This is a genomic window from Nocardia sp. NPDC050799, assembly GCF_040654015.1.
In the GTDB taxonomy this organism is placed as follows: Bacteria; Actinomycetota; Actinomycetes; order Mycobacteriales; family Mycobacteriaceae; genus Nocardia.
This window is the reverse complement of the sequence record NZ_JBFAHF010000058.1, coordinates 1-17,362: the sequence shown is the minus strand read 5'-3', so window position 1 is coordinate 17,362 and position 17,362 is coordinate 1. Positions and strand designations below refer to the sequence as shown.

The 17,362-nt window shown below is 65.1% G+C and carries 10 protein-coding genes; 7 read left to right on the top strand and 3 right to left on the bottom strand.

What is annotated here, in order from left to right:
- Positions 1–10: 10 nt before the first annotated feature.
- The 4 genes from AB0H42_RS33605 (at position 11) to AB0H42_RS33590 (ending at position 4,203) form a co-directional block, all read left to right on the top strand.
- A complete protein-coding gene (locus AB0H42_RS33605) occupies positions 11–667 on the top strand; it encodes a DoxX family protein (protein ID WP_357063350.1) in 657 nt (218 codons plus the stop codon).
- A 253-nt stretch (positions 668–920) separates the two neighbouring features.
- Entirely contained in the window at positions 921–1,571 is a 651-nt protein-coding gene (locus AB0H42_RS33600; RefSeq protein WP_357063348.1) for a TetR family transcriptional regulator, read from the top strand.
- On the top strand, positions 1,568–2,494 hold the full coding sequence (locus AB0H42_RS33595; protein WP_357063345.1) for an amidohydrolase family protein: 927 nt from the start codon (positions 1,568–1,570) through the stop codon (positions 2,492–2,494). The genes AB0H42_RS33600 and AB0H42_RS33595 overlap by 4 nt, the downstream gene beginning before the upstream one ends.
- A 188-nt stretch (positions 2,495–2,682) precedes the next feature.
- Positions 2,683–4,203, top strand: a complete 1,521-nt coding sequence (locus AB0H42_RS33590) for an FAD-dependent monooxygenase (RefSeq protein ID WP_357063343.1) — start codon at positions 2,683–2,685, stop codon at positions 4,201–4,203.
- 181 nt (positions 4,204–4,384) lie between these two features.
- Here the strand turns inward: AB0H42_RS33590 and AB0H42_RS33585 are convergent, their stop codons facing one another.
- Positions 4,385–5,140: a phosphotransferase gene (locus AB0H42_RS33585; protein WP_357063341.1), complete on the bottom strand. Its 756-nt coding sequence runs from the start codon at positions 5,138–5,140 to the stop codon at positions 4,385–4,387.
- Positions 5,103–7,763: a hypothetical protein gene (locus AB0H42_RS33580; RefSeq protein ID WP_357063340.1), complete on the bottom strand. Its 2,661-nt coding sequence runs from the start codon at positions 7,761–7,763 to the stop codon at positions 5,103–5,105. Before AB0H42_RS33580 ends, AB0H42_RS33585 begins: the two co-directional genes overlap by 38 nt.
- Before the next feature lie 653 nt (positions 7,764–8,416).
- Between AB0H42_RS33580 and AB0H42_RS33575 the strand changes: the two genes are divergently transcribed.
- Positions 8,417–9,219, top strand: a protein-coding gene (locus AB0H42_RS33575; RefSeq protein WP_357063337.1) for an IS5 family transposase whose coding sequence is annotated in 2 segments (ribosomal slippage) — positions 8,417–8,753 and positions 8,753–9,219 — 804 coding nt in all. Because the reading frame shifts where the segments join, the coding sequence is not laid out codon by codon here.
- On the opposite strand, the gene AB0H42_RS33570 is transcribed toward AB0H42_RS33575, so the two are convergent.
- Positions 9,166–16,164: a DUF2332 family protein gene (locus tag AB0H42_RS33570; RefSeq protein ID WP_357063334.1), complete on the bottom strand. Its 6,999-nt coding sequence runs from the start codon at positions 16,162–16,164 to the stop codon at positions 9,166–9,168. The two genes, AB0H42_RS33575 and AB0H42_RS33570, sit on opposite strands and share 54 nt — an antisense overlap.
- Positions 16,165–16,419: 255 nt before the next feature.
- Between AB0H42_RS33570 and AB0H42_RS33565 the strand changes: the two genes are divergently transcribed.
- Positions 16,420–16,758, top strand: a complete 339-nt coding sequence (locus AB0H42_RS33565) for a hypothetical protein (RefSeq protein ID WP_357063331.1) — start codon at positions 16,420–16,422, stop codon at positions 16,756–16,758.
- 123 nt (positions 16,759–16,881) lie between these two features.
- Positions 16,882–17,142, top strand: a complete 261-nt coding sequence (locus AB0H42_RS33560; protein WP_357063329.1) for a hypothetical protein — start codon at positions 16,882–16,884, stop codon at positions 17,140–17,142.
- Positions 17,143–17,362: the final 220 nt, after the last annotated feature.

The following is a 17,362-nucleotide window of genomic DNA, read 5'->3' as shown; positions in this document are numbered from 1 at the left end:
ACCGGAACACGTGAACGAACCGGCCGAGAGCCGAGTTCGAACGACCACCACGCCTCAACACTCAACCGCCGAGAACGCGGACGTACTCACCCGGAGGCGTTGGAGCCGAATCCGCCCTATTGTTTTTTGGGCCACCACGATTGTCATCGTGGCGGAGTTGACTGCCGGATCGGTGTGGAACCTTCTGACGATCGAATGGGTGGAAGTACAGCTGCACCACCTGGGGTACCCACACTTCCTTGCCTACATCCTGGGTGTGTGGCAGGCCGCCGCAGCTGTCGCGATCCTTGCGCCCAAGCTCCCACTGATCAAGGAATGGGCCTACGCGGGTGCGCTCTTCCTGTGGTCGGGTGCCGTGGCATCGCACCTCTCGGTCGGCGACGGTCTTGAATCGTGGTGGGTGCCGCTGATGTTCGGCATGTGCGCCGTCGCGTCCTGGGCGTCCAGACCGGCCGACCGTCGACTCCCGCAGACCGGGCTCGGCCGGACCCGCGCCGCCGACACCGGCCGGGATCAAGTGGCCGGGCCGCCGGAAATCCGGGCGCGCGCGTGGATCGCCCCGGTCGGGTTCCTCGTCGTTCTGTACGCCGTTTCCTACCTCACGTTGCCCGCGGTCGAAGACGCCATGCACGAACAGGCGGTTGAACTCGGCTGGATCGACGACTGATACTCCCGCATCAGCTCGTGATGCAACCGGCGTCGACGCTGGTAGCGCATTTGCGCTGTCGGGCGCCGTCACACGCGTTCGTCGACTCGCGGCCTTCGGGGATGTCAAGGCCCCTCTATGCGATAACTGGGCCGGACGGTTTACGGATCCACCCGACCCCGCTACTGTAGCGATCACTACATCATGTAGTGATCGCTACAGTAGGAGGGATAGGCTTGGAGTCGAGTCGCAATCTCGAGTGCAGGAGCACCAGTTGACGGGGGAAGCCAAACACCGACGCACCCGCGCCAACGGTGAGGAGTCACGGCTCAGGATTCTGGACGCAACGGTCGAAGTGGCAAGCGAACGCGGCTACGAGGGGACTTCGATCGCGCTGGTGAGCGCGAAATGCGGTTTACCGGCCAGCTCGATCTACTGGCACTTCAAAGACAAAGACGACCTCATCGCCGCGGTGATCGAGCGAAGTTTCGGCAGTTGGCTCGGCGCGATGGCGATCCCGGATGGGTCCACCCCGCGAGATCGCCTCATTGCGATGTCGATGCAGATCGCCGAAGGCCTGCTCGAGACGCCGGACTTCCTGCGCCTGGGACTGATGCTCGCGCTCGAACGGCGACCTGTCGAAGCCAAGGCGAGGGTGAAGTTTCTCGAGGTTCGACGTGACGCCCACGACCGAGTGTCCGCGGCTATCCGGCAATTCGCTCCGGGGATGCGCCCCGGTTCGATCGAGCTGCTGACCACCTACGCCATTGCCGCCGCGGATGGACTGTTCATCGCCCATGAGATCGGCGGCGACGAGGTCGACCTCCGCGCACTGTTCGAGCTACACGGCTCACTCGTCTACGAAGCGGCCCGCCGCCTGGTCGAGCGAGACTCCGGCACAAACACCTATCAAGGAGAGTCATGACCAGCGGACGAATCGATACACACCAGCACATCATTCCCCCCGAGTATCGACGGCTTCTCGACGAGCGCGGCCTCTCCGCGGGCCGATGGCCCACTCCGGAGTGGGCTCCCGAGGCGGCATTGGCCCTCATGGACTCTTCGAGCATCGCCACCGGGATCTTGTCGGTCAGCTCCCCCGGGGTACATCTGGGGCCCGGGGCCGAAGGAAGGACGATCGCACGCCGCGTCAATACCTATACCGCCGAAGTGGTGAAGGACCGGCCCGACCGATTCGGGTGTTTCGCCAGTGTTCCTCTGCCCGATGTCGACGGGTCCCTCGAAGAGATCGCGCACGCATTCGACGAACTCGGTGCCGACGGAGTCGTCTTGATGTCACATGCCGACGGCAAATACCTCGGCCACAAGGACTTCGAACCACTGTGGGAAGAGTTGGACGCCCGGAATGCGGTGGTGTTCATCCACCCGACATCGCCGCCGATGGAAATCCTCGACGGCCTGCCCAGCCCGATCCTCGACTTCCCGTTCGACACCACCCGCACTGCGATTCATATGGTCGCGAACGGAGTCCTCCGCCGACACAAGCGAGTTCGTGTGATCCTGTCCCACGCCGGAGGATTTCTTCCGTATGCCGCATACAGGTTCATCGGCGCTGCGCAATTCAATTCCGGCATCGCACCGGAAGAGATTTTCGAAGATATGAAGCGCTTCTACTTCGACACCGCGGTATCCTCGACTCCTGTCGCAATGCCCTCGCTACTCGCCTTCGCCGACCCTACCCGGGTTACTTACGGTAGCGACTTCCCCTATGTTCCGAGCAGCAAGTTGTTCGATGCCATGCTCGAAAACTATCCGCTGAGCGAGGAGCAGCGATTCGCCATCGACCGCGGGAACGCGCTGGCACTGTTTCCTCGACTGGCGCAGTGACACGGACCGTGCCCCCGAGCCGGGCATCGACGATCCCAGAGCGGTGGCACCGATTCCGCTTCTGTCCCGGATCACCCGACGCGCCCGCAACCGTGAGCGCTGGTCCATGAACACAATTCGACATCGGCCATTCGGCAAACGCAGAGTTTTCGTATCGCCGTCAGCGGCGACATCAAAGAAGGTGTGTAATGAGCGTTCTCGTGGTCGGAGCCGGTCCGACAGGAATGGTGGCAGCGCTGGTGCTGGCCGCCAACGGTGTGCCGTGCCGTGTACTGGAACGGCACGCTAGCCCGAGCGGCGGCTCGCGAGCTCTGGGGTTGCAGGCCCGATCGATGGAGTTGCTCGGCGAGCTGGGTCTCGCCGACGACATCGAGCGTGTGGCCTATCCCCTCAGCGGGGCCTCCATCATGCGTGGCGACGCCGAACTCTCGCGTTTGACATGGGTTCCTCCGCAGAGTCGGTATCCCTACACCTATGTTCTTCCGCAACCCGGGCTCGAGGACATCCTGCGTACGCGGCTACACGCAGTCGGGGTGGAAATCGAGTACGGAGCGGAAGTGCGGACGGTCGTCCAGGATGGTGAGCGTGTCGGCGTACAACTTGCCGATAAGCGTGACCTCGAGGCCGGCTGGCTGGTGGGCGCCGACGGAGCTCGCAGCAACGTCCGCGGGTCTCTCGGGATCCCGTTCACCGGTGGCGCGACCGGTGAAACCTACTATCTCGCCGATATCGTTCTGGAGTCGGCGATGTCGTTCCAGGACAGCGCCATGTGGCTCGGCCCCGCCGGCCCACTCATGCTGATGCGTCTCCCCGGCGGCGATGGACTCTGGCGGGTCTTCGTGGACATGAGCGATCGAGCGCGACGCGAAGAATTGCTCGAGCCGAGTCTGGAGGAGCTGCGGGTTCTGCTCCACGAACGCGGCGCGGCGGGCATGCGGATCACCCAGGTCCAGTGGACGTCCATTTTCCGGACCCGCGTGTGCCTGGCCGATCGGTATCGTCGTGACCGAGCGTTCCTGGCGGGCGACGCTGCTCATATTTTCCCTCCGTTCGGAGGGCAGGGGATGAATCTCGGGATTCAGGACGCGGTCAACCTGGCGTGGCGGTTGGCGCGAGTGGAATCGGGTGCGTCGGCCGAATTGCTCGACGACTACGAAACCGAGCGCCGGCCGGTGGCCGCGGCGACCATCCGCGATGTCGAGAGCCGACGGCGGATGTACGCGCTTCGAAATCCGCTCGCGCGATCGCTGCGGGACAGCGTGCTCCGGCTCGGGGCCCGCTTTCCCGGGGCCGCTCGCCAGGCGAGTCTGCAGAACTCGCAACTCGCGATCGGATACGGCGGCGGGCCCCGCCGGCTGCTGTCGCGCCATCCGGACATCGGTGACCGCGCTCCCGACGCGGCACTCGCCGAAGGAACCGTGCACGACCTCCTGGGTGTCGACCACTTCACACTGTTGGACTTCCGCCCCGGCCACCGATCGGAGGCGAAGAACGAACCCGCCGAGACGATCGGGTCGACCGAGCTGCTGCACGTGGTGCCGATCGATGACCGAACGGACCCGGCAGGTGAGGCACGCGACCGATACTCCATGAACCGAGGAGGGTACGTCCTGATCCGCCCCGACGGCCACGTGGCCTATCGCGGTCGCGACGCCACAGAGGCCCGGCGCGTCCTCGCGCGATTCACCGAAGCCGATCGGGTGAAATGACCAACGTAGGTGAAGCTCCGCTCGAACATGCGACCGGGTGTTCACCGAGCACGGCGTGGGAAACAGGGGCCGACGTGGCGTAATCACTCCCTGCGGGTTGGAGTCGGACGCCACTTCGGCCCCAACCCGCATCGAGACCGTGCCTCTCTCACTTCGCAGGCAGCACCGAAAGTGGACACTCCTACACTGCGGGCGGGTTCCCCGCCCTGTCCCGCTGCAGCCGGGCGTTGTGCCGCTGCATCAGGTCCACGAGCTTGTCGTAATCCAGAGACCCCGGCCGCCGCGTGGAGCGGAGACCCGCGCGCTTACGGAAGCTGACCAGGCTGGACCGATAGCCTTCGTGGATGGCGCGTCTCTGGCCCGGACTCAGGTCATGCAGAGACAACTTGATCGCATCGTGAAGAACCCGCTGATCGCAGAGGAACCCGTCGTAGACGGGTCTATTCGGGCTGCGGAGGTTGTTGGGGAGAATAGGGCCCATCGTGCGGTGGTCCACAATCGCGTACTCGAGATCGGGATCTCCCGGCACGGCATTCCCGTAGTCGATGATGGTCAAGCGCCCCATTCTGTCCATGATCGTGTTGTCGTCTTTGATATCGGCGTGTATCAGCTCGTGCCGTCGTGACACCAAGCTGTCCGCGGCCGCGCGCGACCACGCCATAGGTCCACCGGGCAGCAACAAGCCCACCGCGTCGAATATCTCGGCCAGCTCGTCCTTGTGCAACTCGAAAAGCTGCTCATCGGCCTCGACGAAACGTAGGAAGACGCCCCGTGTATCGCCGTCAGCGGGCCAAGGCACGGATGGTGCACACAATTCCGACAGCGGCATCTCACTCAGCTGGTTGCGGACAGCCCTCACCTCGGCCCGCGCCAGGCGTGCGAACTCATCGCGCGTCGGCCTACGACCCTCGATGTAGCGTTGAACGGAATACTTCACCCGCCGACCATCGAGCAGCGTCCCCTCGAACTCGCCCAGCACCCGGGGAATCCCGATCGACATACCGGCCCGCCACCGCCAGCACCTTGTTCTCGTCCTTGTAGGCTTGCAGATCAGTGCTGACCGCAGCGCCCAGCGTCTCATACCGCACGACGAAATCGTCCACCCGGATACTCACGTTGTGAAAACCCGACAGTTGGATGGCACCCGGGAGTTGAGACCGCCGTAACAGCTCGTCCCCCTCATCCGGGGCCATCACCACCCCGGACTCGCCACCGAAATACCGGTGCTCCAGAGCCGGACGACTATTGCCGTGCACAAGCCCGGTCATGGCCCGGTGCGACCGTGACCGGCGGACACTCGGCTGCTCCGCGGAAACTTCCGCACCTCTTCCCGCGAGGAAGCCGGCCAACCGGCGCAGAGCGTCGCGTTCCAGGGCTCTGACCTCGGCATCATCGCCGAGGTCTGTCCAGTCCGCGATATCGGCTGTGGACCGCCCATCCCGGAATCGCAGCATCAGCACCCACCGGTGGTTCCGAGACAGTTGCCCGAGGCCACCATTCAACGCCAGCTCGTCGGCCTCGGCCAACGCCCGATCCAACTGATCGGATATCGAGAAACCCACATCGGCCCGGAAAGCTGAGCGGAAAGCGGCATGGAGCCGTTTTCGGAATGCGACGAACTCGTGGTGTTCCCATTCAATGGCCATAGCTATATCGCAAAGCCATCCCTCGATACCCCTCCGCCCCACCTGCAGCGCCGCGATGTCACGGGCGGCGCGCCGGAACGTCCGCGCCAGGATGTCCTCCACCAAGAGGACATTGTCCCGCAGCCTCCAAGCCGAGAAATCCGATAAGAACTCACGCACCGTGTCCCGATAACGCTCGCGCAGCCATCCGAACGCCTCCTCGTCGCCTCCTTGGGCGGCTCGCACCAAAGCCCATCCCGGCGAACCCGGTGACAGCCCCACACCGTCGGTCGCCGACACACACTCGGTGATCCGATGCAGGTCGGTGACGACGGCGACGGCGCCCGCGCGAGCGAGTGCCTCGGCGTTCCCCGGCTCTGCGGCATACCCGATAGACCGCAGGCCGGCACTGTTCGCGGCGGCGATCGCATTGCCGATCACGAGGCACCCCCGCTCCTCCGAGGCGGAGGCGGTATTGAGAGCGGCGAGGGCCCACCCCAACGGCAAGGAGTTCGGCTGGAAAAAGGCTCGATCCATGCCCCCGACCCGTCGACCGGCCACTTTGGCACTCAGGTCACCCAGGCCGTGCCTGCCCATATACTCGCGAATCGCCTCCTCCGAGATGGGATCCACCAACACCAACGGACGCCCACTTCGCTCGAGCGCCTCAAGAAGCGCTCGTGCGCCCGGCGTCGGCTCGGCGGACCGTGCGGCTTCGACCTCCAGCTCGGTGAGCAGCTCCGCGACCCGGGCTATCTGCGCTAGATGGTGCAGTGGGCTCACAAATCTCAATACCGCCATTGGATCCTGCGCTTCGACGACCTCTCGCGGGAGGTCGAAACCCTCGTCCGTGAGGCGCCGGCAGAGCCGGTCGGCGAGCTCTGCCCGCGAAAGGTGCGCGTAGAAGTCGCAGATCGGGCCATCGACCTGAACCAGCACATAATCCGTGGATTCCAGAGCGGCACGCAGTCTTTCGGGGTCGTCCACCTCGACCGGCTCGAACCGGCTACCGCGCGGATCCGCTTCGGCCCCATCCGATTCGGACTCGGGGCGATCTTCGGGATTGCCGCGTGTCTCGGGAGCGTCGTGCGGCCTTCCGGCTTCGCCCTCCGGCGGTAGGTCCGTCTCGGGCACAGACTCAGCCGCACCCGGAGCCATCGCGCCGCTGGCGGAAGGTGCCGGCGGCCCATTGTTGTCGAGGTCGATCCGCAGGGTGTGGGGCAACTCTTCCAACCGGCACAGGACATCGACCAGCATCTCGGTTGCTCCATCGATGCGGCCGAATGCGGCGGACTTCCGCTCCGCCTCAGCGAGGCGCTGTCTTCTCCGGAATCCCCCCTCACCGGTCTCCCGGGCCGCTGGTATCGCCGCATCGGGCTCGACGATCCAACCGCGTTCATCGGCAAGGTGCTCGGCCATCCGACCGACGGCGCCCGTTGCCACGAGCGTGATCGTGGGCTCCTCGAGCCCGAGTGCCGTTGCCATATCGGCGGGCGACTCCCGTTGGCTGAACAAACCGACGACGATCCTCTTCTGCGTCGTCCCGAGCTGGTCGAGTGCGTCCTGCAACAGCCATGGAGTCGCCGCGGCCAATGCTCGGGTCAGCGCGGTAAATCTCTTGTGCTCGGGACTGTCGAGCACAATCATCTCGACCACACGGTCGGCGGCCTGATTCGCCAGGTCCATTACCTCATCCCAGCTGTAGCTCAGCTCCTGCCCTATCCGGTCGGCCGACTGCTCCGATTGCAGGAGTTGCAGGATCTTCAGTTGGTCGGGCAGGAGCCGGCGGAGGGCAGCCTGCACCTGTTCTGTAGTCGCGTCAGCGAGCACGTCCTGCGTATCGGGCTTCTCGACGCCGGCCGCCAGGGTGGCGCAGAGCGCGGTGTGGAATTCGGCGAACCCGGCCGGCGGTTCTCCTACGCGCCCGTCCGGCACCCCCGAGCCGCGACTTGCCGGTGGCGGACCGAACCCTGGCCCAGCCGGACCGCGTGATGGTGCGGGTTGTCGGCGTCCGGCCGCTGAGCCCGCACCGTCGCGGTTGCGGCCCGGTCCTGCGTCGAGTGCCCAGGTCTGGAATGTCTCGTCGTCCGGGTTGTACGCGTTCAGCTCCCACGGGTTGTCCCCTCGCCGCCGGACGCCCACCACCGGGGCGACGGGCGTGGCGGCCCCGCGCCCGCCTACGGTGGCAGGGGGTGCCGGGCCATGCTCGGGCGCGGCGGGCGTCGGTGGCACCGGACCGGGTTCCGGTGCGGCGGGCCGGGCATCCGCCGGGCCGGGCACCACTGCAGCCCCACCCGCAGGACCGTTCGTAGGCTCTGGTCCGGGCAGTCGCACGGAACCGCCACCGCCGTCGTCATCATCGGGACCGTCCGTCTCGCCTGCCGCAGGGTTGGTCGGATGCCGAAGCGCAGCCTCGACCGTGCGCCCGATGAGGATGCGCTCGGCCGATAAGCGGTGAGCGCTGGGCTGGTCGACGTTCGCGTCTTCGGCCACGACATACCGTTGGACGTCGTACCACTTAGAGATCAGTTCAGAATGAACTCTGAGGTCGCCTTGCGTTGAGCCGCAGCGTGTTTGACAATCCCGGTGTGGGTGATGAGGTGGTGACCGATGGATTGTGGACCAGGCTGGAGCCATTGATTCCGATGCGCGAGAGACGGTTCCGATACCCCGGACGCCATCGGTCCGATGATCGCGCCGCGCTGGAAGGCATCCTGTACGTGGTTCGCACGGGTATCGGCTGGAACCAGCTACCGACCGGATTGTTCGGCGTCTCGGGTGCGACCTGCTGGCGGCGGTTGAGCGAATGGTCGGAGGCGGGAGTGTGGCAGCAACTGCACGAAGGAGTGTTGAACGAACTTCGCGCGGCCGGACGTCTCGAACTGTCGCGTGTCCTGGTCGATGCCTCCCACGTCCGAGCCCTCAAAGGGGGGACCATGTCGGCCCGAGCCCGGTCGACCGAGGTCGGCCCGGTAGCAAGCATCATCTGATCACCGACGCCGCCGGGACACCCTTGGCGGTCACGCTCACCGGCGGCAACCGCAACGATGTCACCCAGCTCATCCCGCTCGTCGATGCTCTACCGGTGATCAGAAGTCGGCGGGGACGCCCCTGGCGACGGCCCGCATATCTGTATGCCGACCGCGGCTACGACCACGACAAGTACCGTCGGCTTCTCCGGGCCCGCGGTATCACCCCGGTCATTGCCCGCCGCAGCACCGGCCACGGCTCCGGATTGGGGAAACTCCGGTGGCCTGTCGAGCGCGGCTTCGCATGGCTGCACGCGTTCAAACGTTTGCGGACCCGCTACGAACGCCGCGCCGAGATCCACCAAGCACTACTGAGCCTGGCTTGCTCGGTCATCTGCCTGCGGAAACTCATTCTGAACTGATCTCTTATCCGTGAGTTTGCGGATCAGTTCCTGTTCCTGGGCGGCGGTCAGCGTTCCGGAAGCCAGCTGCTCGGCATAGAGCACGGCTTCGGTGACCAATGAATTGACACGCTCGAAGTTGCGGTAGGCCGCCAAGTCCCGCCGCCAGTTGGTGGTGACAGCATCGGGTTCGGCGGCTTGCCAGTAGGTTAGAAGGTCGAGCTCCTCGCCGGGCAGATAGCCCATCTTGTGCAGGTGCACCGCGAGGTCGCCGAGCGGATCGCCCCATGTCGCCAACTCCCAGTCGATCACCACGGCTCGGCGTTCGGCAGGAGGAATGAACACGCCGTCGTCGGTGTACTCGGGAATGATCACGTTCTTGCGATGCACATCGTTGTGCCGGATTCGCGGCGGACGATCGTCCAAATCGTGGATGCGGACACTATTCAGAAGAACGTCGTCGACTCCCAGCTGCTCATACAGGTGTTTGTACTTTTCCTTATTCGCGCGGTACACCTCCTGCATCGCCTCGAATCGAATTTCCTGCTGGTCCACCGGATTGTCCGGCCACCCGCCCGGAATCCAGGGCGGCCGGGGCACTCTCCGCAGATCCCCGAAAGTGTTCGCGATATCGCCGAGGACATGGTCCGGGACGGCGTCGCCCCGAGGGGCGATATCGTTGAGCGTGGCGCCACGGATGTGCTCGTAAACCGCGTAGGCAGGATCACCAGTTTCGGATTCGGCGATCAACATGGGCGCGGCCACCCAGTCCATCATGTACGCATGGATGTCTGCCTCATTCGCGATTCGCAGGTCCCGCGAGGAGGCGCCGGGAATCCGGGTCCGCACGAGATACAGACGACCCCCCGAGTCGCACACCGTGATATTGATATTGTTGTTTCCTGCATCGGTACGGATTACCCACAGGTCGCGCGTGAAACTGATTTGGTCGGGCCTGCGATTCAGAGCGAAGGAACGCACCACCGCCTTCACCTGGCCGGCTACTGTTATGCCTCCGCGGGCAGTCGCGGGCGCCATATTCAGGTCGTCGCTACCGCGGCGCGAGTCGGGGGTGGGGGTGGCCCCGTCCGCGGACCGATCCGGTGCCGGTGAAGCCGGGCCGTCGGCCGGACGCGCGTTCCCTTCGTCCGGACTGGTCACCCGCGACTGGTGTCCGCCTCCGCCGGGTGCCCGGTGGCGCGGGGCCTCGGTTCGCCTTTTCTCCGTCGCACCGATCGAGCCGCTGTGCTCTTCGCGCGGTATGGCGACTACCGCGACGATACAACCGTCGCGTACGCCGAAGCGGCCCGGCACGATCTCGACAGGGTCACCGGTGAAGTCCAGTCCATCAGTACGTATGTGAGCCTCGAAGGTGCCGGGCTCCGAGTTGAAAATGACGGTGATGCGATCATCGCGGATCAGTTTCGGACCTACTGTGTTCATGGCATCGCGAACGGCATCCTTGGCGGCCCGCAACAGTTTTTCCAGCTCGACGCCATCGCGCGTCAGACTCGCACGCCCGACCTGCGGCATCCAGGCCGACTCTTCGGACCTGCCGAACTGTTCCGGTCCTTCGTCACCGGGGTTTCGCGGGAACGACGTGCTCTCCTGGACTCCGAGACCGATCGCTCGCCAATCGGCTTTCCTGCCGACCACCGCCGCCGCGTAGATCGGGTGCGCGCAGATCGCGCCCACCAGGCCTTCCGGCCACGGCAGCTGCCCGGCGAATCGGTTCTCCACCCTGAATCCGACCGCGACGTCGGGATTCAGGTCGAGATCACGCAGAACCTTTCGGCCACATTCGAATCCGGCGTCGGCTCCTCCGCGCGCCCGAACTTGCTCCGCGCCGATGATCTCGGCGCCCTGCACATTCGGAACATTCGGAGGCAGCAGGGAGTCGATCAGGGATTCACCGAATCGGAGCCATGTACCCTTCCGGTCATCGAGTCGCACGACACCCGCGCCGGCCGCTTTTCGCGCTACCGAGAACTCCCGCACTTCGGGTGATGCGGGGTTGTTGTCGATCACTTCGACAACAACCTCACGTCTGCCGGGATCGGTCCCCTTGACCCTTGCCGTAACCAGGATCTCGCCGGTGCTGTCGGCCTGCGACCGCTGGACCAGTTCCGCGACGCCGGACTCGATCGTCGCGATCAGTTCCTCGCTGCACCAATCGCGCTGACGCAACCACTTCGCCAGCGCCGCACCCGCAGACGACGCCTCGCGTGCCGATTCGTCGTCGGTGAGCCGAACCCCTTCCACACCACGTGGTCCCACCGACATCTCGAACAACGGAGGGCTGGTCCGCCGTCCGCCGAATACCATCATGGCGTCCCGGGCCGGGCCAGGCTCGAAAAGCTGCTCGGGCCACGCCCCCGCATCCGGTCCCACTCGCAGGTGCCACCACTGGACCGCGTCGGCGCCGAGGGGCGTCATTCTCAGCGCGACTCGGCTTACCAGTGTTGCCGCATCGAACTCCACCAGCAACACCTCGAATTCGCCCTCTCGAGTACGGGCCAGGTGGTCTGCCTTCACCAGGCCGTCCCACAGCCGGGTGGCGTACCGCAACTGCTGGCGCTCCGCGACGCTGAGATCCCCCGGCGGGCGCGCATCGAGCCGCTGGATCACGCGCCGCAACGATCGCTCGTTCGCCTCGTTCAGCCGGTCCGGCGGAATACCGCGACTGCCACCGACCTTATTCGGGTGGACGGCTATCAGCGCATCCTTCTCGGCGTCCGTCAGCCAGAAGTCCCACCCGTGCGAGATCGCCATCGCCGGGGCGCCGCGGCGACGGAGATCTTCGGGTCTGTCCAGCCCCGCTTCCGTCGCTTCCGTCGCCACCTTGTGGAGCGCTTCCTCCGCCAGCTCACGGTAGGCCTGCGACGGCATTTCGACCGGGGGCGGATCGGCCGGTCGGGTGCCGGTCAGCGAACCCAGTCGCGCCGCCACCTGGTCGGCTCCGAACTCTACCTCCAGGAGTTGTGAGCAGGCTTCTACCAGCCGCTGAACCTCGGGTGCTTGCGTGTACTCACCCAACCGGCGCATCTCGAACACCGGATCCTCGTTCACCGCACCGATCCACTGTGTTCTCAACTGCGGCAACCCGAGCAGCGTGGCCAACTCCGCGCGCAGTCGGTCCCTTCTGCCGTACAACGCCTGCCATTCGTCACCGGAGGCTCCCCGCGACCGCGCATCCGCCATCTCGGCAGCGAGCGACGCGTGCGCGCCGAGCCATTGTGGGAGCGTGGACAAGTCCCGGTCCGCCAGATCGCGCCAGCCTTGCTCATCCAGGTGGCGCAGTTGGCCCTGGACAGCATCGATGGCATCCACGAGCCTTTCCGGCCGACCGAGCAGGCCCACCTCCACCCCGAGACATGCGGCCACTTCGAGGCGCTGTAACACCCCGGTCGCCGTGAAGATGTGTCCGATGTCGGCGCCGGGCGTGCGGTTGGGCAGCAGCGTCGGTATGTGGATCTCTTTGGTTTGCCCGTCGCCCAGGAACATGCGGATGGTCAGCGTTTCCACCCCGTCCCGTGTTTCAAACAGTCCGTAGATCAGTGGATTATCGCGAGTTGCTCTCGCTCCCGCGTCGTTGATCATGTCGTCGAGCTTCTCGTTGTCATCCTCCGAGAGGTATCTGCGCAGCATCGAATCCCAGATGACGGTGCAACTGCCGGTCCGGTCACGGGCGAGCTGGATCGGCAGCCAGTCGAGCGCATCTGCCTGCTCGACCGCCGGGAAGCCAGCTCGTTCCGCGTCTTTGGACGCATTCAGAATGTCTCGTACCGCCCCGATATCGGTATGCATGAAACCGGCAGCGAGCCGGAACCGATCCCCCTCGTCAGCGGCCTGCAGGGGATCCAGGTCGGAGCACTTCACCTCGAGAATCTCGGGCCGGACCCCAAGCAGGGCTTTCACTCCGGGGACCTGCGATTCCGGGCACGACCAGCGATCACCGATGACAGTTACGCCTTCCGGGTCGCCGAATCTGTCACCCGCAAACGCAATCTGGAACAGATGCCCCATCGAGTTGAACCCCCCGCACGCAGCGTATTCGAACACCCGCAGTGGCTTCCCGGTGAGAATGGTCGCGATTATGCGCAGCGGCAGCTGCAACCGAGCCCTCGCCGGGGAACTGGTTTGCGTTCCACGCTGCATGAACTCCGCTATCTCGGATCGGTTCGCGCTGATGGCCGCAAGATAAGCGCTCGCCATCTTCGCCAAATCCTTCTCCGATTGCGCCGCACGCCCCTGCTCATCGGCTGAACGCCCCTTCACCTCAACTGGATACCAAACCGCGATGTCGGGCTCCAGACCGGCGAGAACGCGCTGATTCACCGCGTGGAGCATGCGAGTCGGTGGATGGCTGGTGAGCCGTTGATTGGGCGGTACATGCGGAGCCATCAGCTCGGCGACCACGCCACCGGCCTGTGCGTTCGCGGCGAGCGCGTCCAACAGGTACTTCTGCTGACGAAAATTGGCCGACTCCTCCTCGTTCCGAGCGGAAAGGTGGCCCTGGTCCTCCTCCAGCCAGCCGGCCAGCTTGGCAATGCTCGCGACCGCACCGGCGATCGAGGCCTCCGTGATCTCCGATCGCGGACCCTCCACAGCACCCCCGTCGGGTTCGGCCGGTGCGATAGGTGTCGCCGGGGGTGAGGAGGGGTCTGTGCCGGATATACCGTCGGTAGCGACTTCGCCGACCGCGGGCGCAAGGGGCGGCACGGGCGCGGTCCGGTCCGGTCCGGTCCGGGCACGTTTGTTCGGTTCGGCGGCGGTACCGTTGCGGCCGCTCCACGGTGTTGCCGGCTCGGTCGGCTTGCCCGGACCCGTCCTGTTGCCCGATATCGGCGTACCGGGTTCGGACGACGTTGTATCGGGCTCGGCACCGTCGGTCCAATCCCCGCCGTCTCTGCTGTGATGAAACGCCTGCGTGGCATCCATATCCGGGCCGAATCGGCGGCCGGACCCACGAACATGCAGGTCGAATGTCTCGGCCTCGTTGGGGACATCTGTAGACCCGGTTCTTGCCGAGACCCCCTGCTGTCGGGCGGCAGCCCATGGCGTACCCGCAGCGGGAGTGGATGGATCCGGCCTGCCCCGCCGCCCTTGATCGGCGTGGTGCCGCGGTGGTAGCACCCCGGTCGCCGTGAATATCTGTGCCAGGTCGAAGCCGGGCGTGCGATTGGGCAGTTGCGTAGGGATGTGGATCTCTTTGGTTTGCCCGTCGCCCAGGAACATGCGGATTACCAGCGTTTCCACCCCGTCCACACTGATGCGCCCGTTCTCATCTATTGTTTCGAACAACCCGTAGATAATTGGAGCATCAGGAGTCGCTCTCGCTCCAAAGTTGCTGATTATCTTGTCGAGCTTCTTGTTGTCATCCTCCGAGAGGTATCTGCGCAGCATCGAATCCCAGATGACGGTGCAACTCCCGGCACGGTCACGGCCAAGCTGGGCCGGCAGCCAGGTGAGCGCACTTTCCGATTCGATCGCCGGGAACTTCTCCGGGAAAAGGAGCTTGGCTCGTCGCACATCCTCAAACGCGTTCAGAATGCGTCGTACCGCCGCGATTTCGGTATCGAAGAAGCCAGCAGCAAGCCGCTGCTGATCCGCCTCGTCGACAGCCTGTAGTGGATCCAGGTCGCATGCCCTTACCTCGAGAACCTCGGGCCGGATCCCCATCAGGTCGCGCACCCCCGAAACCTGCGCTTCCGGGCATGACCAGCGATCACCGATGACGGCTTTGCCCTCCGGGTCGCCATATACGACACCCGCGAACTCGTACCGGTACATATGCGCGAACGAGTTGAGTCCCCCACACGCACCGTATTCGAGGACCCGCAGCGGTAGGCCGGTGAGCTCCGTGGCGATAATTTCCAGCGGATACAGCAACCGAGCCCTTGCCGGGTCATTCGTTTGCGTACCCCGCTGCATGAACACCGCTATCTCGGAACGGTTCGCACTGATGGCCGCGAGATAATCCCCCACCATTCTCTCTAATTCCGCCTCCGACTGCGCCGGACCTCCTCCTTCCACGAACGGATACCAACGCGCGATGTCGGGCTCCAGACCCGCCAGAGCCCGCTGATTCACCGCGTGGAGCATGCGGATCGGTGGATGGCTGGTGAGCCGTCCATCGGGCGGTACATGCGGAGCCAACACCTCGGCGACCACACCACCGGCCCGCGCATTCTCAGCGAGCGAGTTCAGCAGATACATCTGCTGACGAAAATTGGCCGACTCCTCCTCATCCTGAGCGGGCAGATAACCCTGGTCCTCCACAGCCCAATCAGCCAATCGGAGAATACTTGCGACCACACCGGCGATCGAGGCCTCCGTGATCTCCGATCGCGGACCCTCCACGGCACCCTCGTCGGGTTCGGCCGGTGCTTCCTCCGATGGTCGGCTGCCGATGCGGCCGGATGTGGAAAGGGGCCGGCCGGCTGTGTTCGTGTGAGCGCCGGTGGGTCCCGATCGAACGAGGATCTCTTCATCCAGCCACGGTTGTCCCGCGGAAAGCGCATTGGTTTCGTCCTGTATGGACGACGGAACGTCGACTTGCCGGTGAGTTGGCAGATTCTCGGCGTCGGGGGCTTCCGCGCGCGATCCGGAGATGAGGTTGCCGTCCCGGTCGAACTCGATGGTCTCGAACCGCCGCCGGTCGGCGGGTATCCGGTTGATGAATACTCCCTGCTCGCGGTGCCAATCATCGAATCCGACCGCCCTGTTCAGCAAGGCGCGGCGGTTGCGCAGATCTTCTGGGCCGTAGTCGTTGTCGGTGTTGCGGTCGCGTGAGGCGGCCAGGTCGACGACGACCAGGTTCGGTTCGTCGACCGAGGTGCTGTCGTTGACCAGCAGCACCATATGGTCGTCGGCCTCGGTGCCGGTGCCGTTGGCTCGGATGTCTTTCCATGTGTAGACCAGGACGGTGATTCCGCCGGGCCGTGTTCTCAGCGACTCGGCCACCTGGTCCAGCGATCCGGTCCGCTTCAGTTCGGCGCCGAAGATATCGCGCACATCGTCACGGCTGTGCCCCCTGAGCCGGGTCTGCGGCACCTGGAAGCGGCCGGCGTTGTCGGGGCACAGTACTCGCATCCCGGTCACGGCATTGCTGACGCAACTGCTGGGACTGCGCCGATGGAACTGCACAACCAGGTCGAACAGGGACGAGAGTGCCAAATAGCGTGACGCGGCGGCAACGATATCGTCGTCTGTCCCGTGGTGTACGTCGCTGTTCTGCGTATCAGCTCGTTGAGCGGCGGCATCGTGGACTGTCGCATCGTGGAGGCTGCCGCCCACCGGCTCGGAAGAGGTGATGGCCGCGACAGTATTGTCGCGTGCATCGGAGGCTGCGGTGTCCGCGGCGGGCAGGTGATCGCCTACCGCTTCGCCGAGGATATCGCGGGCGATGGCGGGGGTGATTCCGGCGGGGGGATATCCCAGAGCTGCCGCGAGAGCATCCCGTGCCTTGGTGAACTCGGGATCGAGTGCGCGCATACCTTCGGCGCCGTCGATATCGGGAATCTGTACGCCGAGTTGTTCGGCGAGCCGGTTCCGTAACCGGCCCAGATGGATCAATGCGTCTTTGTTGTCGAAGGTTGCCCGGTCCCGCACCGCCGCGGGGGCGGTCTCATCGACATGTTGTTTCAGTGCCTCGGCCGCTGCCGGGGTGATACCGGCCCGGTGCAGCAGCTCGCGCATCGGGTTGTCGACACCGGTACGTTCGAGTGCGGCGATCTGGTTCGCGACCTCCGAAACCGGGACTCCCAGCAACCCGGCCAGGCGCGCGGTCCGATCCGCCGGTCCGTCCGGGCGGGTGAAGTCGACGTCGCTGCCGTACTGCCCGGTGTCGGCTTCGGCGAGGGTGAGGGCGGGCATCAGGGTCGAGAAGGCGTGATGCCGGATGAAATCCGCGGTGGAGTGCCGCAGCGCACGCTGCTGTAGTTCGGGCACCAGCTCGCGGACGGATTGGCGTGCCTGGACCAGCGCGTCGTGGGTCCGGGGGGTGGGATCGGTGGCATGCGCGGCCACCGCATTCTCGTAGACCACTACCGTCTCACGGACCCCGCGCAGGTGCATGGCATTGCGAATCAGCGCGTCCTCGGGCGACATCACCACCTGCGCGCTGCCGAGCTGACCGTTACGTGCCGTGCGGTTCTTGGCT

Coding starts and splice junctions, on each gene's coding strand:
- AB0H42_RS33595 (WP_357063345.1), top strand. CDS start 1,568: ATGACCAGCGGACGAATCGATACACACCAGCACATCATTCCCCCCGAG.
- AB0H42_RS33590 (WP_357063343.1), top strand. CDS start 2,683: ATGAGCGTTCTCGTGGTCGGAGCCGGTCCGACAGGAATGGTGGCAGCG.